Here is a 19,888-nt window from a genome sequence, read left to right on the forward strand (position 1 = left end):
CCCATAAGCTGGATGAGTAAAGCTTTATAACATGCCATTTTTCGTATAACAACGAAGTACATATTCAGAACGAGGTATGACATGACAACGATTAAAGTAACCCCTGATCAGCTATTGTCGGTTTCCAAACAGTTTGCGGCAGCCCAAAGTCAGATTGCCCAGATGAATCACATCCTGAAACAGCAGTTGTTCAAGATTGAAAGGCAGTGGAGTGGAAGCACCAAGGAACGGTTCTATGCAGATTTCGTAGCCGCGCAGCGGGTTATGGAGAATTTCATTTCCCTCTCCCTATCGATTGCCAAAACGCTTGAAGGGCATGCTGAAAAATTCAGATTAGCGGATCAGCAGGCTGTTCAGACTTATGATGCGAATTGTATGCCGCCTCCACCTAATGCATGCCAGGCCCCAGTTACTGATACGCGTAACTTCTTTCAAAAATCAGCGGACAGTTTGGCAGAGCTGGGTACTGCTTTTATGCAGGCTGCAGATGATCGCTATCAAAAGCGCTATGACAGTGTGGGCGGATTTCTGGACTATTGGACGTTTGGCATTCCCAGCGGACTGGTTGAAGGGTACATGGATCGGGCGAATAAAGCATTCGACTCACCGAATGATACAGCCAATTGGCTGACGTTTGGCATCCATGGTACAATCCGTGAAGCGATATTCCCTACGAATGCCTGGTCCAGCGAGCACTGGGCCAATATGATGGGCATGGGAGGCATGATGGTCGGGGGCGGGATTACCGCCAAGATGATTAAACCGCATAATCTATTAACCTCATCAGGCGGCGGTACAAAGATTGGTGCGTTTAATAGTTCGACTGGGGTGGGTGACAAGCCGATTATTTCGCTAAACAAAAATGCTGACCCATTTTATAATATTTATGGTTCAGGTAGTAAATCACATCCAGAAGAGTGGAATAAAATTATTAAGGATATAGAGAGTTTAGGAGGGAATATAAAGTTCAGAGAAGACGGTTCTATGGGATATTCACCTGGTTTGTCAAGAGGACAAGCAGGGGAAATTATTATAGATAATAATGCATCGTTAAGTGCGCTTCGCCATGAATACCAACACTTCTTGGATGATATGAAAATAGGATGGGGAGGTATGAGTACTCTTTATGATTTTAAGACTAGAGTAATATGGGAATTAAGAGCCTACATGAAGGAGATAAGAGAAGCTGAGAAATTAGGATACAAAGACGTGGCTGAGCAACTGTGGGAAAATTACCGTGCTGAAAGAAAAAAAATATTAGATGATTTTGGCCCTCTGCCATAATATCAGGAGGAATTATGCGGAAACTAAGTTTAATAAAAGACATTCAAGATAATAAATTATCAGAAGATCAATTAATCGAATGTTTGGATATTGACCATAATTATGTACTGAGTAATGTCATTAGGAAGATAGTGGAGTTGAGAATATCTAACCAATTAGTAATCAAAAAATTAGTAAGAAGAGGAACGCTATTGGGCGATGAAAATAGTTTAATGGGCGTATATAAAATTGGTCATGTGGCATTAGCTGCATTATATCTATTAGATACTACAGAGTCTGTTGAAAGATATAATTTAGAAATTGTTAAGTTGAATGAATGGGACAAGGAATGTGTAGAGAAAATTAAACAAAGTGATTTTTTTCTTTAAGCAAGTAGTTTTTCGTTTACTCCAATAAAAAGATAGATCCGTAAAACAGGTGATTTGCTACGAAATCCTTATAATCTTCAGGAGTTACCAAACTAAAAATACGCTATTAAACCCGCTCAAAACATAACATTAAAATAACGAAAACCTCCAACTACCACGTTGGAGGTTTTCTTTTCTTAAAATCCCCCAGAGTGCCTCGTTTCACAAGCCTTTTTAAAGGGCCTGATATCAAGCTAACACAGCAGTGATAGCGTTTTTATATAAAACCAATATTTTCTTGCCTATTTCGACATATTCGTATACTATTTTCCCATACTTAGTGCTTCAATCAGTTGCTTTTTGGGTAGAGCCTAGTCAAAAAGGCTTGGTTCACGGGGAGGAAGAGGGAGCGGATGATCGGTTTTTTCAGGAAACGTTTGGTTGTACGTATTGCGGCTATTGTCACACTGGTCATTATGATTATTGCAGCCGGAAGTATGCTGGTGCAGGTCGCTAATGTGAAGCTTGCTGCACAAGGAGCTATTTCAAGCTACAATATCCAGATTGCCCAAAGTTATGTGAAGCAGCTGGATGCAGCATCATATCTGGAGTTTGCCAAGGACCCCGAAGAAAATGAGGAATACCTTCGCATTCGGGATGAATTGGATGATTTCCGTGTGCGGATTGGTGCAATGTATGTGTATTTCGTCAAAATTGACGACAAGGGCACGCCCCTCATGATGGTGGATGGCATGAAGGATGCTGACAAAGCTTCAGCGATCAATGAGGTGACAGATATCCCGGCAGATGCTGTACAGAAGCTGCAGCAAGGAGAAACAGCAAGTTCACCCATCATAAATAATGCTGAGTACGGTGACTATATTTCCTCCTATGCTCCGATTCTGGATAAGAACGGTGCCCCAGCAGGAGTCATTGGCATCGATACAGGCATATCTGTTATCGGAGGTATTGAGTCTGAGATTTTAAAATCAAGCCTTCCATTTTACGTTATATTGCTGCTCGCCACACTTGCGGGCATCGCTGTAGTCATGTGGTTTATTGTTAGAGGATTGCGCCCTCTGCATCCACTCAAGTCAAGTGTGGAAAAGATGGCGCAGGGCGAGCTTGCTGAAGCTAATCGTATTCTGACAGCATATCGTTTGCGAAGCAAGGACGAGATCGGAACAACTTATCAAGCGATGATACATATGTCTGGGAATTTGAACAAAATTGTAAGTGATATGGTGGGAGGAGTCGCTACGACGACAGAATTGTTATCCGATTCCGCCAAAGAATTCAACCGAAGCACTGAAGCTATGCTAACGATGAGCCGAACGGTAGATCTTGCTGTTGAGGAGATCAGACAAGGCGCGCATACCCAGAAGCAGAGTGCAAGTGACAGTGCACATGCGATGGAAGAGATTGCAAAAGGGATTAACGATATTTCGGAATCCTCCAATGTGGTGTCTGATGCAGCAACATCGGCACTGGCTACGGCTGAATCCGGACAACAGCGTATGACGGTGATGAAAAGACAGATGGAAAACATCTCCGAAGTGTCTGGAGAGGTAGCCGCCATGGTGCAGGTACTGAACAACTATTCCACTGAAATCGGTGGTGCGCTGCATACGGTCCGGGATTTTGCGAGTCAGACCAAGCTGCTTGCACTGAACGCATCGATCGAAGCTGCCCATGCAGGTGAGCATGGGAAAGGTTTTGCCGTAGTGGCAGAAGAAGTGAGGAAGCTTGCTGAGGCCTCCAGTTCCTCCATGGAACGAATCTCCGATCTGCTGCTTCGTATTGAACAGGAATCACAGCAGATTGGCTCCCGCATGGGGGTTACTGCTCAGGAGATCGGCCAGGGTGTCATCTTTACAACTGAAGCGGAGCAGGCATTCTCGCAAGTGGTGGATGCATTCCAACTCGTCACCCAGCGTATTCAGGAGGTTTCTGCGGCGGCAGAGGAGATTACAGCCGGTTCAGAGGAGGCGGCCGCTTCGGTCAACACAATCTCACAGATTTCGGCAGGTATGTCGGACCATTCAGATGAAATTTATCGTTTGATGCAGGAGCAATCTGCAATGTTCCGTGAGGTAGCGGATACATCTACAATGCTTGAGCAACAAACCAATGAGATGAGTGAAGCTGTACAGAAAGTAAAGGTATAGGCAACTGGGGTAACTGCTATAACTGTAAGCACCGTAACGCACACAACAGAAGCGTAAAAGTGTAAAATAGTGGAACGAAGCAAGACAAACAGCAAACCATCAAAAAGTGCTCTGCCCTGGCGGCAGAGCCTTTTCCTTTTTGCACTTCTAAAGCTTGAAACGCCTTTAGCTCCTGAACGGCATCGTATCTTGCACTTTGTTACAGATGGCCCAGTTCAATAGCCTGCCTGAAACGACGAGCAAATTGCTCTGCCGCGGCGGCGGCTTCTCGTGATTCTGTTTGCACAAAGCCTATCTGCATTTTAGGCTGCTGAATTTCGGTGATTTCAACCATTTTGAGCAGACCTTCTTTCCAGAGTGGATTCTGATGAAAAGAAAAGTCGTGGCCGATCGTAGCAGCAATATTGTTCTTCAATACCGTACTGATGGCTTCAGAATTATTGGTTTTGAACAGAATGGAAAGAGGCCCATACTCATAGGTGAACTCCTGCAGAAAATCTTCAATGAAGCCGTCCCGGTACAATGCCAGTTTATGCTCTTTTAATTGGTCAGGAGTGACACGTGTATACTTTGCCAATTCGGACAGTTGATGGGTGCATACCACCAGCTTGCTGGAATACATCGGCGTAAAGTGCAGACCATCCATTTCACGAAGCTGTTTGGCGTAGATGGCAATAAAGCCGAGATGTGTTTTATTTGTACGAATATCCTCGATAATATCCATCGAGCCTTTCTCTTCTATAGAGAGCCTTAGCTGCGGGTGATCCCGCTTCATATCGGCAGCTGATTGTACCAGATAAGGCATCACACTTGGAAAAGTAGCGACGTGAAGATCGCCGGTGAGTGTAGAGGTAGAGGCATTTAAAGACTTCAGTTCATCGATTCGCTGTAAAATGTCGAGTGCTTTGGCAATAAATTGTTTACCTTCAGATGTGGGATGTGTGCCTTGTCTGGATCGTTCAAACAGAACCAGGCCCAGCTCTTTTTCCAGACGATGTATCGATTGACTGATCGCAGACTGGGTAACATGGAGATGCTCTGATGCTGCGGAGAAGGATTGGGTTTTGGCGATTTCAACGACGTATTCGAGCTGTTCCAGATTCATGGATTGCCTCCTGATATACATTAGTTCAAGTAATGTTAACATAAGTATCTATAAATATGAATAATGGGTGAACAGCGATATAATATATAGACAAGCAGGATATTCTTTAATTATCAACTTAGAAAAGGGGATGAACAGGGATGAAAGCAGCAGTATGGTATGGTCACAAGGATGTTCGTGTGGAAGAGCGCGAGGTACCGGTTGCTCAGGCCGGTCAGGTTCAGATTAAAGTTGAATACGCCGGAATTTGCGGCAGTGACTTGCACGCCTATCATCACGGCGTAGGAATTCAAGAGGGTGAGAATCATCCGCTGTCAGGCCAAAAAGCGCCATTAACGCTAGGCCATGAATTTGCAGGTACAGTTAGCGCTCTCGGTGATAATGTAAGCGGTATCAAAATAGGGGATCGTGTAGTCGTAGAACCGTTATACCATTGCGGAACCTGTGAATATTGCATCCATGGCAAATATAATCAGTGTACACAATTCGGATTCGTAGGGCTGAACGGGGATGGTGGTTTTGCCGAATATGTTGTGGTTGAAGCCTATATGGTGCATCCGATTCCAGATAACGTATCCTTTGAGGAAGGAGCACTTGTGGAGCCGACGGCAGTAGCGTTTCATGCGGTTCGCCATAGCAAGCTGAAAGTGGGCAACAAGGTTGCAGTATATGGAGCCGGCCCCATTGGTTTGTTAACGATTTTGTCAGCCAAAGCTGCGGGTGCTTCTGAAGTGTACGCTGTCGACGTATTTGAAGATCGTTTGGCGCTGGCGGCCAAACTGGGTGCTATCCCCGTAAACAGCAGTAAAGTAGATGCAACAGAGGTCATTACACAGCAATCAGGCGGTATTGATGTTGCATACGAAGCTGCTGGTGTGCAGCCAACGATGGACAGTGCTGTTTCCGTCATCAAAAAAGGCGGGGAAGTGGTGGTCATTGCGGCTATTCCGAACCCGCTTCAGGTGAACTTCTTCCATATGCTGGTGAAAGAGGCGAATCTGACTGCAACTCTGGCTTATCGCCATATCTTCCCTGAAGTGATCTCTCTGATTGCGGAGGGAGCACTGGACGTGAAGCAGATTGTGACCAAAAAAATTAAACTGAAGGATGTCGTCCAGGATGGACTTGAACTGTTGATGAGCGACAAGAGCCATGCAAAGATTTTAATCGAGATTGCTGAAAAATAAGTCGAAAGAAAGAAAGAAAGTTAACCGAGTTCTGCTCGGGTACTCAACATTTTTGAATTAACAAAGGGCTGCTCCTATGTCATCAGGTCAGATGACATGAAGGGAGCAGCCCTTTGTTTGCACTTTCGCAGCATTTCCGTAACTGCGCTGCTTCGCCTGATAAGGCTGTCTGTCAAACAAGAGAGCAATATGTGCTATATGTCGTAAATGAGCAAGTGAGCCATCCATCAGTAAGCTATCCATCATCCCTGGAAGTCATACCGATAACAGATCGCATTACCCTCACTGCTGACAGAGCTGAAATCCTTGTCCTCCACAAAGCCGAAACGTTCATACAGCCGGATCGCGTTCAGCATCTGGCCTCCGGTATAGAGGTACACTGTCGTTTTGCCCATTTCTTTTGCTGAGTCGATACAACGCTGGAGTAGCTTGCGCGCAATGCCGTGTCCCCTCCAGGCGGGAGCAACGCCCAGCAGTCTGATAAATGGATAATCAATCGGCAGTTCGAAGTTGGGATAGGCCTTATGTGCGGTCTCATACAACTGAACGGTGCCAACAATCTGTTCGTCGATCTTGGCGATCCATAGCTCGGTCAGGTACGGATTGTCCACCGATTCCCGGATATCTTTTACATAGGCCTCCCATCGTTCTGATTGTTCAAATGTACTCTGATACTCGGCATAACTGGCAGCCAGAATATCGACAATATCGTCGTGGTCAGCTTGAGTTGCCGGAACAATGGTAATGGCAGCCGTCGTCATGATTAATTTCTCCTTTTCTTATAAGCTAAGTAGGAAATTCTTATTTGTTTTGCATTATATCACAGCAGAATCGGATTAATATATTGGAATTTTGAATAAGGGATTTCAATATTTCTATAGGCTCCTATCATCAAGCACAACGGAAGACACAAGCTGTGAGTATCCTTTCTTGCTGCTTATAAGCGGTTCAACTGTGTGCTGTACAGATGGTTGCGATATTCGGTTGGCGTGTTTCCCTCATGCTGCTTGAAGGTGCGCAGAAATAACTTGTAGTCATTGAAGCCGCACTGGGCAGCAATCTCTTTTACACTGGCATTGGTATTCAGCAGCAGCCGTTTCGCCCGGCGCATCCGCTCTGTGAGAATGTACGCTTTGAGCCCAACCCCTTTTTCACGCTTCACCATTTTGGAGATGTAATCCTTATTGAAATTAAACTGCTCTGCAATCTGATTTACTGTCATATTCGTATGCAGATGGATATCGACCCATTTGCAGATATGATCCACGACAGCACTGTGAGGACGATAGTCCGTTTGCAGATTGCGCTCCAGCTCCTTCAGGAGCAGCAGAGCGGCGGCATCTGCCTCTTCGGGTGAGAAGGAGCATACATGCAGCAGCTGCTTGAACAGCTGATTGGCCATCGAAGGCACCTGAATGCTTGAATGGGTTGGAAAACTGCTGAAAACGTCCCCTGCTGCGCCGTAATGTATCCAATAAAAGCTGACAGGAGCATCGCTAACCCGATATCCATAATGTGTACGGCCCGCCTTCAGAAACAGCAGATCATGAGCACGCACAACGTATTTTTCCTCATCCTCCGCAATGTACATCTCACCTTCCAGCATTAAAATAATTTCGTGAACCGGCATGCTGCGCCGCATGTGGCTCCAGTTGCCCTCTGATATAAATTTCCCGCACAGGTAGTGCTCCACTGGCTTTGACATAGGACGGATTTATCCACCTTTTCTTGGATTCTGGGTCTGATGTAATTGTAGTTTATTTGATAATATGAGGACATTCAAGGGCGGAGGCTGAATCGTGAGGATAAGATTGACTGGAAGGAATCACGGATTTTACCCTTTGTTTGCAGACAGAGCACCTGATCTTATCATTTCAAAAAAATAATACATATCTCAAAGGAGCGAGCCGCATGATAGATACCAAACAAGGATTTCTAGGCCCCGCACATGTTCAGCTACTGGAAGGTCTGTTTCAAACGTCGCAGCATACCGGGGAACGTTATTTGTTATCGCTGGACATCGACCGTTTCCTGGCTCCATGTTATGAAGCACACGGATTAACGCCACGCAAGGAACGTTATGCAGGCTGGGAAGCCCGCTCGATCAGCGGTCATTCCCTGGGGCATTTCATGTCAGCGCTTGCAGTGACTTACCAGGCTACGGGCAATGTCACATTGAAGCAAACGCTGGATTACGCCGTGAGCGAGCTGGCAGCGATCCAGCAGACAACAGACAGCGGATATATCGGAGGTTTGTCCGAGAAGGCTTTCCACATTGCGTTTCGTGCAGAGCATATCGGGGGCTTCAACATCGGAGAGTATTGGGTTCCTTGGTACAGCGTTCACAAAATCTATCGTGGACTGCTTGATGCCTATCAAATGACTGGCAATGAGCTGGCGCTTGAGGTCGTTACACGTTTTGCGGATTGGGCAGTGGAGGGCCTGAACACCATGACCGAGGAGCAGATCCAGACGATGCTGCTGTGTGAGCATGGAGGGATGAACGAAGTGTTTGCCCAGCTGTACGGGATAACAGGAATGCCAGCCTATCTGAAGGCTGCTCACCAGTTTACGCATCAACTCATACTGGAGCCGCTGGAGCAGGAGCGGGATGAGCTGCAGGGACGGCATGCCAACACACAAATTCCCAAAGTCATCGGTGCGGCAGAAATCTACAACCAGGACCCTGCGCAGACAAGATACCGGACGGCAGCCCGATTTTTCTGGGATACGACGGTGCAGCATCGTTCTTATGTATTTGGCGCGACGAGTATATCCGAGCATTACGAGGCAAAGGGAATGGAGAGCCTTGGCATCAAAACCGGGGAGAGCTGCTGTACCCATAATATGATGCATCTGACGAAGCAGCTGTTTGCGTGGAACCCGGACAGTACTTACATGGATTATTATGAGAACGCCATCTATAACCATATTCTTGGCACGCAGGACCCGGATACGGGGAACAAAACGTATTTTGCGTCCACCCTCCAGGGCCACTACAAAATTTACGGTACACGTGATACGGCGTGGTGGTGCTGTACAGGTTCAGGCATGGAGAACCCGGGCAAATACGCCGAGGCCATCTATTATGAGCATGAGCGAGACCTGTATGTGAACCTGTACATGGCGTCGGAGCTGGACTGGGCTTCACAGGGACTGACCTTAAAGCTGCAAACCGACTTCCCTTATTCGGAAAAGGTAACCCTGACGATCACCGAAGGCAGCGCCTCGGCTCATCTCAGATTACGTGTGCCGTCCTGGCTTCAGGAGCCGATGACGGCAACAGTAAACGGGGATTCGGCCCAGTTGTATACCCGCCTGGAACCCGGCTATCTCTCCATCGACCGCACCTGGACAGCGGGCGATGTCATCAGCATTACGCTGCCGATGGCGCTGCGTAAATATACTGCCAGAGACGATGCTCACAAGGTTGCATTCCTGTATGGTCCGATTGTGCTTGCCGGAGCACTTGGCAGTGCAGGGCTTCCCGAGGATACCATCATTGACGAGACTGCATTGAATCCGAAGACGGTAGCTGTTCCTGTAATTTGGACGGAAGAAGAGGATGTGCGCGGCTGGATCAACGTTGTCGATGCGAGCAAACTTACGTTTGAACTCAGCAAGGAAGTGACATCTACGGGTGAAGCCGTGAAGCTGATTCCGTTCTATGCTGTGCACCATGAGTTTTATACCGTGTACTGGCCGCTGAATGATGAAGGGGACGCGTTAGAGAAGGCGTTGAACGACATCACCATCGACAGCGTACAAGCGGACGGACAGCAGGATGAGATTGGGCATCATCTCGGCAGCAATTGCCGCGGAGAGCAGTATAACGGCTCTGGCACAAACGGTCGCAACAAGCTATACATGTGGCGCGAGGCATACGGTGTGAAGGATGCAGCGTTCAGCTATCGTTTGGCTGTAGATCCGGACGCTGTGAATGTGCTGTGCGCAGCGTACTGGGGCGGGGATTATCAACATTTTGAGCGAGAAGGTGTAAGGTACGAGAGGGTTTTCAACATTCTGGTGGACGGTGTCGTTGTGGGTGAGCAGCGCATTCATATGAACAAAATCGGTGACGTATTCTACGTGACCTATGATATCCCGGAGGAAGTAACCCGAAGTAAGGAGCAGGTAACGGTAACATTCCAGGCCATCGGTGACAACGGCTGTGCCGGGAAGGTAACCGAGGTTCGCACAATGAGGAGTAAGCCAAGTATTTAGCATGGTGAAGAGAACGTGTGAAGGTGTTAGATATGAAGGAGTTAGTGTAAAGGAAAAAGTGTGAAGGAGACCATGTGAAGTAAATAGGAAGGAGATAAGTGTGAAGGGCATAATGTGAAGGTAACCAGGCTTAGAGCCAGCGGGCAACGCACATCTGAGTGGAGAAAGTGAAGGGAATTCGCACCACGCGCAGCAGATCAAAAAATAGTGGCATATGGCACGGGTTGGAGCAGACAGTGGGAGTAATAGTATCTATCTGGGGCGATTGGAGCAGAGCGCGAAATTAACCACCGAGGTTGGTACAAGGTGGATGCGTGGAAATTCTAACGAATCGTACAGACCTTATATGGGCTGATTTGGCCTATTTAGAAATCTAACGATTCCCAGCGACGCTATTTCGACCGAAACGGGTCAAAATCAACGAAATCACACCTCAAATGCGGAAATAACGTTTCTCAGAATCGTTACATTTTGGGATGGGCTGAAATGCAGCAAATAGCGTCATCTGGAATCGTTAGCCGTATGAATTGTGCTGGCTCGAAAGTGTCCGGCGTCTAAAAGTGCTTGTGCAGTAAATCCTGAAGAGCAGATAGTGCATTGTGTTATGTTATGTTATGTTATGTTATGTTATGTTATGTTATGTTGTGGAGTTTGTGGAACGCAGCGCAGTAAAGTAATGTAATGTAATGTAATGTAATGTGAGGTAAAAATGCGGTACAGAAAAGGACGAAGTCGGAGGTTATCTGCCGTTTCGTCTTTTTGGTCTGCGCAGAGTTACACATGTATAGTGCACGCCCACGTTTTGCTGAATTGGTGCGATGCTCTTTGTAGAGTCCTTTTTGTATGCTTCCTCTTTGCACACTCCCTCGTACATCCTATGTAAGCCTCCTATGTAAGCCTCCCATGTAAACATCTCATGTAAACCTTCCATGCCCGCGCCAGCCTTCTATTGACGGATTATACTCTACCACGCTTGACAAAATCTTATATAAAAAATGACACGCATCCCGTATTTCCACGTATTACCGAATAAATGGTTGTATTCCTCACTTTTCTCGCACCGCTGACGATCGGACGTGCCGACAAGTTCACACGGGTGCTGCCAGAACGATTAACATTCTAAACTGCAAGCAGCACAGCCTTTCTGTGTTGTCCCTGAAAATAGATAATGGGATAAGCCCAAGCCACGTATATTATGATAGCTATCTTTTCTCTGTTCTTTTCTTTTGTTCACGACGAGTCAATCACGCACATCTATATCATCCAATGCACCTTACATCCTTCATATAAGAAGCAATATTTCTATATTGATTTCCAATCCTATCCACCTGAGAGCGTTCACATCATGTACAATGAGAATATGAGGAACAAGGGATATATGACATGAAATGCCAACATCTAACATGAAAGGAGGTCGGATGATTGACCATGACCAGGTACATACAATTTTTTGCACTGATGCTCGGCATTGTGGCGGTGGACGTTCTGGCCTTCTCCCCTGGCTTTGTCGGATTGGGATTTGGAGAGAGTGCGTTCCAGACAGCCCTGTCCGTGACCTTGCTGTTTGGCAGTGTACTGGCGCTTTTCTATGGCAGCTACGCCTTGTTGTTCAAACAGCCGGTTGTTTTACCCGTGAGACAGATCGAGACCCATGAAGATTATGTCGAAGCGCTATCCTTTTACAGACGCATCAAAGTGCTTGAAGAGGATATAACACTGGGGCTGTCTCAGCTGAGCCGGATGAAAAAGAAAAAAGAGACCCTGATGAATGTACTTCATCAACGGTTTGATCCAGGCGAGCTGAGCTTTAAGAAATTCGCTTCCGTCACGGAGGAGGTCGAGAAGCTGCTGTATCTGAACATCCGCAGCATCCTCAACCGCCTGAACGTCTTTGACGAAGCAGACTATGCCAGCATGATGAAATCCAAATCGGTAAATTTGCCGCAGAAGCTTTTTCAGGAAAAAACGAAAGTGTACAACGATTATCTGACCTACGTCAAAAATTCACTGCACACCAATGAAGAAATTTTGCTCAAGCTGGATCAATTGCTGCTGGAGATTTCACGTCTGGACAGCTTTGAAGCCGGAGATATTGAACAGATGCCTTGTATGCAGGAGATTGATCAGTTAATCAAACACACCAAATTATATAGACAGTGAGGGATGAACGTATGGCGAAGAAAGGGAAATTTTTATTCATATCCATCATGATGCTTGTGCTGGTGTTTGGTCTGGTCTACGCCGGGATCACACTAACATCCAACTTTGGTAAAACGTCCACACAGGTCACAACTGAAAATGCAGGGAAGGAGCTTGGCAAATTATACGCAGATATCGCACCGGCCACGGCTGAGCCCGTTAAGGGACAGATTGATCTTGATCCGGTCGATGTAGCAGAATCATTGCCCGATATTTCGAAATTCCCGATTACCGTGGAGAACACCACAAATGATTATGTCGAAATTTTCTCTTCCCCGGAAAAATCAGGCAACGGAGTCGATGGCTGGTTGACCGAGGTAGGGAATGCTTTTAACAAAGCAAACATCACGATTGGCGGCAAAGCCGTTTCGGTCAAAATCCGCAACATTGCCTCCGGTACAGCGACAGATTACATCAAGTCCGGCAAATATGTGCCCGATGCCTTCACACCGTCCAATGAGCTGTGGGGTGCGATGGTGGAAGCGAGCGGCGTGAAAGCCAAGCTCATCTCCAAGCGTCTCGTTGGCAATGTTCCGGGCATTGTCATCTCCAAAGCCAAATATGACGCACTCATCAACACATATGGTGCCGTTAACGTCAAAACCGTAACTGAAGCGATTGCGAATAATGAGCTTTCGATGGGGTATACCGATCCTTTTGCCAGCTCGACGGGGCTTAACTTCCTTGTGACCGCATTGAACACGTATGATAGCGCTAATCCGCTTGGCGAGAAGGCGATTCAGGGCTTCGAGAAGTTCCAGGCCAACGTGCCATTTACGGCGTCCACGACCATTCAGATGCGTGAAGCGGCCAAGTCTGGCAGACTGGATGCCTTTGTGCTGGAATACCAGACGTATGTGAATACAGCTGATCTCAAGAGCGGCTATGTGTTCACTCCTTTTGGCGCAAGGCATGACAGCCCGCTGTACGCACTTGGTCAACTGCCGCAGAACAAACAGGAGATCATCCAGAAATTTGCGGACTTTGTGACACAGGCCCAGTATCAGAAGAAGGCGGAGGAGTTCGGCTTTAACGGCTTGCAGGATTACAAATCCGAGCTGGCCTCTGTGGATGGTGGCACACTTTTATCCGCTCAGAAGGTCTGGAAAGAGAAGAAAAACGGAAGCAAACCGATTGCAGCCGTTTTTGTGACTGATGTATCGGGCAGCATGGACGGCGAGCCGTTGAACCGACTCAAGGAATCGCTGCGCACCGGGCAGAAGTATCTCGGTACGGACAATAGCATCGGGCTTGTATCCTATTCCAGTACAGTGACCGTGAATCTGCCGATAGCCAAGTATGATACGAATCAGCAATCCATGTTTGTGGGAACGGTGGACAGCTTGCAGGCTGGAGGCGGTACGGCAACCTTTGACGGTATCGTTGTTGCGATGAAGATGCTGGAGGATTATATGGCGGCTAACCCCAATGTAAAACCGCTGATTTTTGTCCTGAGTGATGGCGAGACGAATGAAGGCCACACGCTGAAGGATATCCGGGGGCTGGTCGAGACCTACAAAGTGCCGATCTACACCATTGGATATAATGCCGACATCAAGGCATTGGAGAGCATTTCCAGCATTAACGAGGCAGCAAGCATTAACGCGGATACCGACGATGTCGTCTACAAAATGGGAAACCTGTTTAACGTACAGATGTAATCATACATGGATGTAAAGAAGATAATGAGCGAAAAGGGGGAATTGCGGATGTCATTTACGATGGAGATCCCGAGCCAGAAGGAAATTCAGAAGGTGATTGAGGAAGAGATTAAACCGGTGCCCGCCGAGGTAGCGGAGCTGCAGCAGGTTGCCAGTTCCAACGTAGAGATGATCATGAATCTGGATCTGGAATCCCTGGAGAAGCGTAAAGAAATTTTGCAATCCATTGACGGCTTTGGCATGAACACGATGCGATCCTCCTCGGAGAAAAACGCGTTGCTTCAAGTCTCCGTTGGACATCTGTCCAAGACCGGAGACGAGGGCGGTCAGGTCGCCAAAGGCTTGACCGAGCTGCACATGCAACTGAAGGATCTCGACCCGAGTGTCGTCGATTTTGCCAAAACCGGCTTTCTGGGCAAGCTGTTCAACCCGCTGCGCGCGTATTTCCTCAAATACCAGAAAGCCGACGCCGTCATCGCCGATATTGTCGTTTCACTCGACAAGGGCCGCGCCACGCTGCGCAACGACAACACCACGCTGGAGATCGAGCAGCAGAGCCTGCGCGAGCTGACCAAGCGACTGCAGAAGGAGATTCAGCTGGGCATGCTGATGGATGAATCCATTGATGCCCAGATTGAGGCAGCCAAGGTACGCGGCGAAGACCCCGAGAAGGTACGTTTTATTACAGAGGAAGTGCTGTTCCCGCTCCGTCAGCGTGTCATGGATCTGCAGCAGATGCTCGTGGTGAATCAGCAGGGAATTATGGCAATTGAAGTGGTGATTCGTAACAACAAGGAACTGATCCGTGGTGTGGATCGCGCGAAAAATGTGACCATCTCTGCACTGAAGATTGCTGTCACCGTAGCCAGTGCGCTCTACAATCAGAAGATTGTGCTTCAGAAGATCGAACTGTTGAACCGTACCACCAATGACCTCATTGCCGGTACGTCCAAGATGCTGAAGGATCAGGGAACGGCTATCCAGAAGCAGGCGTATGAGGCAAGTATCTCGGTGGATACGATGAAGCAGGCCTTTACAGATGTATTGTCTGCGCTTGACTCCATCAGTTTGTACAAACAAGAGGCTCTGCCAAGAATGCGGGAAACAATCGGTCAGTTCCGTGAGCTGGCGGAGACCGGGGAACAGCAGATTCAGCGGCTGGAAAAAGGGCAGAAGTTAGGTTTGTAATTATAATGGTTATACCCAATCATCTCAAAAACGGTTGACCCGCTTTATTCGGGATCAACCGTTTTTTGTCGTTGCATAACAAAAGCCGGGAAAATCCCGGCTCCAGATGTTCTATCGTATGCCGATTCTCTTAGCGTTAAACTTCTAAGAAAACAAGTTATTTACGGAATTCATAGGTACCTGCTTCCTAAGGTCATTGGCCTTTCTTCTGGGCAGGCGCTATGAAAACCGTATCATTAGGAAGCTGTTCAGCCTCTTCACGAGACATGCCCAGATTAGTAGATAACACATCTATCGGATTACCTGCAATCCATTCACTGAGATCAATGGCCTCATAATGTCCGCTGTTGAAGCCGATGAGCACACGGCAGACGTCATCACCCGTATTTTTGATGTAATGGCCCGCTCCCATCGGGGCATAACCAATATCCCCGGCTTCGAACTGTTCAGTAACAGCCTGCCCTTCCGCAAGAAATACCGTCATCTCTGCGCTGCCGCTAATGTAATACTGCCACTCATCCGCATTGGGGTGCCAGTGCAGTTCACGCAGTGCTCCTGGTTGCAGCTCGATGAGTGATCCAGCCATCGTCGTGGAGATCGGGAAGTCTTCAACGGTAACCGTACGCTGGGTACCGCCACCTGGCGCGCGGCGTGGCTGTTTGGCATGCAATGGGTAACGGTGAGGCGTGGTTAGCTCGGAATTACGACGATAAGTTGCTGAGGAGGAGCTGTCATCCGGTACCGGACCTTTGGCAAAGTAGGCTTCCCCTTGATTGAGCTTGGCTGCTTGCTCGAGGGATATGCCAAGGTTCTGAGCAACAATGGCGTCTGGTGTCTGAGTCAGAAAGTCGGTAATGCTGAACGTGTGATCCTCCGAGAAATCTCCATTGTCAAAAATCAAAATGAAGTGGCATTCATCCGGTCCGAGACCCTGAATGGAATGACCGTATCCACGCGGGAAATACCATACGTCTCCGGGTTCGAAGGTATCTGTATACGCATGCCCATCGGGATGAATGACCGTTGTGCGGCAGGAACCGCTGATGACGTACGCCCACTCGGCCGCGTTCGCATGCCAGTGCAGTTCGCGCATGCCGCCTGGTTCCAGGCGCATGGACACTCCCGCAATACCGATGGATGCAGGGAAGTCATGAACCGAGGCTCCGCGGGTGATGCCGCCGGGGCCGGTACGGGGTTCTTTTTGCTCAAGACGATACTTGAAAGATTTCATCATCATTCCTCCTGCTTCAAATTTGAATTTACTAGACAATGTGTAAATAATTGAATAATAACTATAATATTATACCCATATTTTGAGAAATTATTCATTTTTTTAATCGTTGTGCGGGCGTAAAATGAATAATTTTGAACAACTCTTCCGCCATATAGGCAGGACTGTGCTTGAAATCCTGCCTGATCCATTCCATGATCATACCAAATATGGCATGAGACTGATAACTTGCGAGCAGTTCCGGGTTAATATGCGGAGGGAATATATAATTCAGATCCTGCAAAGACAAATCACGCAGTACATCACAGATCATACGCTGAAAGCTGGACGATGCTTCGGATTGCACAACAAGTGTGTAGAATTGGGCGTGCTGATGCACATGTTCGAAGATGGCGATGGCGGAAGAGGGCATCCGATCCACATGAAACTCTTCTAATCCTTCATAAGGCTTGCGGAATGAGGCCACCAGATCCTGAGTCACATCCTGCAGAATTTCGTTCAACAGATCTTCCTTGTATTGATAATGTCTGTAAAAGGTTCCCCGATTCAGGTCAGCTTGCTGCACAATATCCGAGATGGAGATTTCTTTGAGCGTATACTTTTGCATCAACTGAAGGAGGGCCTCTTTCAGTGCAGCTTTCGATTTTCGGATTCTTCGATCCATTACGTCTGATGTTTCGGGCATTGGGCTTCCTCCCTGTGATTTTCATAAAAATAACGTACAAACAGGTGATAACCTGTTGTTTAACGTACAATGGGATAGACTTTTACTGATTGTATCGAAAAGCTATGACTTATTATACTAAGGGTAAGAGATAATGAACATTTGTTTGTTATCTTTGTGAAAACGAATACATCAAAGGAGGAATACAACATGAAGCTTCAAGATAAAGTGGCTATTGTCACAGGTGCAGGATCGGGAATGGGGAAAGCTATTGCTACGCTGTATGCGCGAGAAGGGGCCAAAGTGGTTGTTTCCGATATCAACGAAGAAGCTGCACAGACTGTCGTTCAAGAGATCCGCACAAACGGCGGAGAAGCATCTGTGCTTCTGGCTAACGTAGCCAAAGAGGAGGATGTACAGCAACTCATTGGTCAAACCGTAAGCAAATATGGTACAGTCGATATTCTGGTCAACAATGCGGGCATTATGGACGGAATGGAGCCGGCTGCGGATATTACGGATGAGCGATGGGAAAAAGTATTTGCTGTGAATACAACAAGTGTCATGCGTACAACACGCAAAGTATTGCCGATCTTCCTGGAGAAACAGCAAGGTGTTATTGTGAATATTGCTTCAGCGGGCGGCTTGCACGGTGGACGGGCAGGAGGCGCATATACGGCATCCAAACATGCTGTGGTGGGCTTTACCAAAAATACAGGATACATGTATGCCGAGCAAGGCATTCGTTGTAATGCCATTGCACCGGGAGCGGTTGCGACCAACATCGGCGCATCTATGACGGGCATTAATCCGTTTGGTGCAGGACGACAGCAGCAGGGGATGGCAATCAACCCACGGATAGGAACGAGCGAAGAGATTGCCAAAGTAGCTTTATTCCTCGGATCGGACGAGTCAAGTTTTGTTAATGGTACCGTAATTACGGCTGACGCCGGCTGGAGTTCTTACTAGGGCGTGTCTTGAAACCTGCTGAAGTGCATCTTTTACCCCCTTTTCGCCCCCTGCTACGTCACTTTCCCTTGACGTGCCCCGGCACGCCTGCGGGAAACTTCCTTGCTTGGAACAAAAATTCGGCAAAATTGGCTATCTTCAGAGTTTTCAGACACGTCCTAAATTGCACGATGGGTCATGAGTCGTAAATATAAGACAACAAAAGAAGCCGTATTATTACGGCTTCTTTGTCATTCAAATCATCATTCTCTTTATCTTTTGCATGCGCCCAAAGCTTCTTTTTACAGCATTCCAGTTCGGATAAAAGGACACTGGACAAACGTTTGCATCTTCACGAATGACGAAGTAGAGCGCTTAACTCTGCAAAGGCTTGGCCTTCATATACAGAGAGGATTCACGCACGATCAGGCGGTGGGGAATAATAACCGGGTTCTGAGTGAGAGGTTCATTGCCAAGAATTTTGAGCAAGACCTGAACCGCGGTATAACCCAGTTGATATGTTCCGATATCAATGGAGCTGAGTGGAGGGGAGGCAAGTTCGGACAAAGCAATATTGTTAAAGCTGACCACGCTGATGTCCTCAGGCACCTGATATCCAAGCTCCGCAAGCGCTCTTAACACACCAAAGGCCACATTATCATCAATGACCACAATGGCCGTGGGTCTGTCGGGCAGCGACATGAACAGGGACATAGCCCGGAAGCCGCTTTCCTGCAAAAACTCACCCTCTACGATCCAGTCGTTATTGGCCGTTAGCCCGGATTCATCAAGAGCCTTCCGATATCCTCGCATGCGATCATGCGACAGGGTAACATCCGGTGGCCCGCTTACAAATCCGATACGAGTATGTCCCTGCGCAATCAGATGCTGCGTTGCATCATATGCGGTTTGCACATTGTCGTTGTCCACCATCGGTGCATTGGGGTGAGTTTCACTTCGGCCAATGAGCACAAAAGGAAACTTTTCCTCTTCCAAAAAAGTAATGATCGGATCATCCCGCTTGGAGCCTAGCAGCAAAATACCATCTACCCTGCGCCCGTGTACAAGTCGGGAAATCGCCTGTAATTCATCATCAGAAGAAGTCTCCGTAGACAGCAGCAATTCATAGTTGTTGCGAGTCGCGTGAGTAATAATGCCGCGCAGAAGCTCTCCGAAGAAATAATTTTGAAAAAGCTCCTCCGCAGGACGGGGCAGCATAATGCCAAGCGTTTGCGTGGTTTTGGATACAAGGCTTTTTGCCATCATATTGGGATGGTAATTCAGCTCTTTCATAATTTGTTTAACTTTAAGAGATGTCTCCGTACTGATTCGGGGATGACCTGAGATCACCCGTGACACTGTAGAAGGGGAAACACCCGCCAGTTTGGCAATATCCTTGATCGTAATCATGTCAAAAACCCCTTCTGATTCAATCATTTCAACATTCTCCTATGGTAATGCAAAGGGTACCAGAAATCAATTGTTAGCTGGCTGATCCAGAATGCAAGCGGAGTAAAATAAAGGAAGAAAGAGTTAGATCAAGCAATCAGGAAATTACTGTGAACAGAATTCAGGATATGGTTAATTTTGAAGTAATACAGCTTGTGCAAACGTTTGTACAAACAAAGTCTGGTATTGTATGATGTGGAATATATTATAGCGCTTACATCATTGTTTTTACA

15 protein-coding genes are annotated in these 19,888 nt (G+C 47.3%); 9 read left to right on the top strand and 6 right to left on the bottom strand.

What is annotated here, in order from left to right:
• The first annotated feature begins 81 nt into the window (after window positions 1-81).
• From IEW26_RS26415 to IEW26_RS26425, 3 genes are all read left to right on the top strand, one after another.
• Window positions 82-1,284 carry a WXG100 family type VII secretion target gene (locus IEW26_RS26415; protein ID WP_188594551.1) on the top strand — a complete coding sequence of 401 codons (1,203 nt, stop codon included), beginning with the start codon at window positions 82-84 and terminating at the stop codon, window positions 1,282-1,284.
• 14 nt (window positions 1,285-1,298) lie between these two features.
• Window positions 1,299-1,652, top strand: a complete 354-nt coding sequence (locus IEW26_RS26420; protein ID WP_188594552.1) for a hypothetical protein — start codon at window positions 1,299-1,301, stop codon at window positions 1,650-1,652.
• 392 nt (window positions 1,653-2,044) lie between these two features.
• Window positions 2,045-3,799 carry a methyl-accepting chemotaxis protein gene (locus tag IEW26_RS26425; protein ID WP_188594553.1) on the top strand — a complete coding sequence of 585 codons (1,755 nt, stop codon included), beginning with the start codon at window positions 2,045-2,047 and terminating at the stop codon, window positions 3,797-3,799.
• 199 nt (window positions 3,800-3,998) lie between these two features.
• Here the strand turns inward: IEW26_RS26425 and IEW26_RS26430 are convergent, their stop codons facing one another.
• Window positions 3,999-4,904: a LysR family transcriptional regulator gene (locus IEW26_RS26430; protein WP_145405921.1), complete on the bottom strand. Its 906-nt coding sequence runs from the start codon at window positions 4,902-4,904 to the stop codon at window positions 3,999-4,001.
• Between the two features lie 140 nt (window positions 4,905-5,044).
• Here IEW26_RS26430 and IEW26_RS26435 point away from each other — a divergent pair, with 140 nt between their 5' ends.
• Window positions 5,045-6,091: a 2,3-butanediol dehydrogenase gene (locus IEW26_RS26435; RefSeq protein WP_188594554.1), complete on the top strand. Its 1,047-nt coding sequence runs from the start codon at window positions 5,045-5,047 to the stop codon at window positions 6,089-6,091.
• A gap of 242 nt (window positions 6,092-6,333) precedes the next feature.
• Here the strand turns inward: IEW26_RS26435 and IEW26_RS26445 are convergent, their stop codons facing one another.
• Together IEW26_RS26445 and IEW26_RS26450 are read right to left on the bottom strand one after the other, a co-directional pair.
• Window positions 6,334-6,852 carry a GNAT family N-acetyltransferase gene (locus IEW26_RS26445; RefSeq protein WP_188594556.1) on the bottom strand — a complete coding sequence of 173 codons (519 nt, stop codon included), beginning with the start codon at window positions 6,850-6,852 and terminating at the stop codon, window positions 6,334-6,336.
• Window positions 6,853-7,028: 176 nt separating this feature from the next.
• Window positions 7,029-7,796: a helix-turn-helix transcriptional regulator gene (locus IEW26_RS26450; RefSeq protein ID WP_188594557.1), complete on the bottom strand. Its 768-nt coding sequence runs from the start codon at window positions 7,794-7,796 to the stop codon at window positions 7,029-7,031.
• Window positions 7,797-8,002: 206 nt separating this feature from the next.
• Between IEW26_RS26450 and IEW26_RS26455 the strand changes: the two genes are divergently transcribed.
• The 4 genes from IEW26_RS26455 (at window position 8,003) to IEW26_RS26470 (ending at window position 15,363) form a co-directional block, all read left to right on the top strand.
• Entirely contained in the window at window positions 8,003-10,315 is a 2,313-nt protein-coding gene (locus IEW26_RS26455; protein WP_188594558.1) for a beta-L-arabinofuranosidase domain-containing protein, read from the top strand.
• A gap of 1,428 nt (window positions 10,316-11,743) precedes the next feature.
• Complete coding sequence (locus tag IEW26_RS26460; RefSeq protein ID WP_145405961.1) at window positions 11,744-12,475, top strand: hypothetical protein; 732 nt, start codon at window positions 11,744-11,746, stop codon at window positions 12,473-12,475.
• Between the two features lie 11 nt (window positions 12,476-12,486).
• A complete protein-coding gene (locus tag IEW26_RS26465) occupies window positions 12,487-14,175 on the top strand; it encodes a vWA domain-containing protein (RefSeq protein ID WP_188594559.1) in 1,689 nt (562 codons plus the stop codon).
• A 48-nt stretch (window positions 14,176-14,223) separates the two neighbouring features.
• Window positions 14,224-15,363 (top strand): toxic anion resistance protein, encoded by a 1,140-nt coding sequence (locus IEW26_RS26470; protein ID WP_111272777.1) that lies wholly within the window; start codon window positions 14,224-14,226, stop codon window positions 15,361-15,363.
• Between the two features lie 193 nt (window positions 15,364-15,556).
• Here the strand turns inward: IEW26_RS26470 and IEW26_RS26475 are convergent, their stop codons facing one another.
• Both IEW26_RS26475 and IEW26_RS26480 read right to left on the bottom strand, forming a co-directional pair.
• Window positions 15,557-16,594 (bottom strand): cupin domain-containing protein, encoded by a 1,038-nt coding sequence (locus IEW26_RS26475; protein ID WP_188594560.1) that lies wholly within the window; start codon window positions 16,592-16,594, stop codon window positions 15,557-15,559.
• A gap of 94 nt (window positions 16,595-16,688) precedes the next feature.
• Entirely contained in the window at window positions 16,689-17,279 is a 591-nt protein-coding gene (locus tag IEW26_RS26480) for a TetR/AcrR family transcriptional regulator (protein WP_188594561.1), read from the bottom strand.
• Window positions 17,280-17,468: 189 nt separating this feature from the next.
• Here IEW26_RS26480 and IEW26_RS26485 point away from each other — a divergent pair, with 189 nt between their 5' ends.
• Entirely contained in the window at window positions 17,469-18,227 is a 759-nt protein-coding gene (locus IEW26_RS26485) for an SDR family oxidoreductase (protein ID WP_188594562.1), read from the top strand.
• Between the two features lie 354 nt (window positions 18,228-18,581).
• Here the strand turns inward: IEW26_RS26485 and IEW26_RS26490 are convergent, their stop codons facing one another.
• On the bottom strand, window positions 18,582-19,616 hold the full coding sequence (locus IEW26_RS26490) for a LacI family DNA-binding transcriptional regulator (RefSeq protein ID WP_111273521.1): 1,035 nt from the start codon (window positions 19,614-19,616) through the stop codon (window positions 18,582-18,584).
• Between the last annotated feature and the right edge of the window lie 272 nt (window positions 19,617-19,888).

This window comes from Paenibacillus silvae (assembly GCF_014639235.1).
In the GTDB taxonomy this organism is placed as follows: domain Bacteria; phylum Bacillota; class Bacilli; order Paenibacillales; family Paenibacillaceae; genus Paenibacillus; species Paenibacillus silvae.

What these genes read in the sequence shown, in the direction of transcription:
- IEW26_RS26415 (WP_188594551.1), top strand. Translation starts at nt 82, where the DNA reads ATGACAACGATTAAAGTAACCCCTGATCAGCTATTGTCGGTTTCCAAA.
- IEW26_RS26420 (WP_188594552.1), top strand. Translation starts at nt 1,299, where the DNA reads ATGCGGAAACTAAGTTTAATAAAAGACATTCAAGATAATAAATTATCA.
- IEW26_RS26425 (WP_188594553.1), top strand. Translation starts at nt 2,045, where the DNA reads ATGATCGGTTTTTTCAGGAAACGTTTGGTTGTACGTATTGCGGCTATT.
- IEW26_RS26430 (WP_145405921.1), bottom strand. Translation starts at nt 4,904, where the DNA reads ATGAATCTGGAACAGCTCGAATACGTCGTTGAAATCGCCAAAACCCAA.
- IEW26_RS26435 (WP_188594554.1), top strand. Translation starts at nt 5,045, where the DNA reads ATGAAAGCAGCAGTATGGTATGGTCACAAGGATGTTCGTGTGGAAGAG.
- IEW26_RS26445 (WP_188594556.1), bottom strand. Translation starts at nt 6,852, where the DNA reads ATGACGACGGCTGCCATTACCATTGTTCCGGCAACTCAAGCTGACCAC.
- IEW26_RS26450 (WP_188594557.1), bottom strand. Translation starts at nt 7,796, where the DNA reads ATGTCAAAGCCAGTGGAGCACTACCTGTGCGGGAAATTTATATCAGAG.
- IEW26_RS26455 (WP_188594558.1), top strand. Translation starts at nt 8,003, where the DNA reads ATGATAGATACCAAACAAGGATTTCTAGGCCCCGCACATGTTCAGCTA.
- IEW26_RS26460 (WP_145405961.1), top strand. Translation starts at nt 11,744, where the DNA reads ATGACCAGGTACATACAATTTTTTGCACTGATGCTCGGCATTGTGGCG.
- IEW26_RS26465 (WP_188594559.1), top strand. Translation starts at nt 12,487, where the DNA reads ATGGCGAAGAAAGGGAAATTTTTATTCATATCCATCATGATGCTTGTG.
- IEW26_RS26470 (WP_111272777.1), top strand. Translation starts at nt 14,224, where the DNA reads ATGTCATTTACGATGGAGATCCCGAGCCAGAAGGAAATTCAGAAGGTG.
- IEW26_RS26475 (WP_188594560.1), bottom strand. Translation starts at nt 16,594, where the DNA reads ATGAAATCTTTCAAGTATCGTCTTGAGCAAAAAGAACCCCGTACCGGC.
- IEW26_RS26480 (WP_188594561.1), bottom strand. Translation starts at nt 17,279, where the DNA reads ATGCCCGAAACATCAGACGTAATGGATCGAAGAATCCGAAAATCGAAA.
- IEW26_RS26485 (WP_188594562.1), top strand. Translation starts at nt 17,469, where the DNA reads ATGAAGCTTCAAGATAAAGTGGCTATTGTCACAGGTGCAGGATCGGGA.
- IEW26_RS26490 (WP_111273521.1), bottom strand. Translation starts at nt 19,616, where the DNA reads ATGATTACGATCAAGGATATTGCCAAACTGGCGGGTGTTTCCCCTTCT.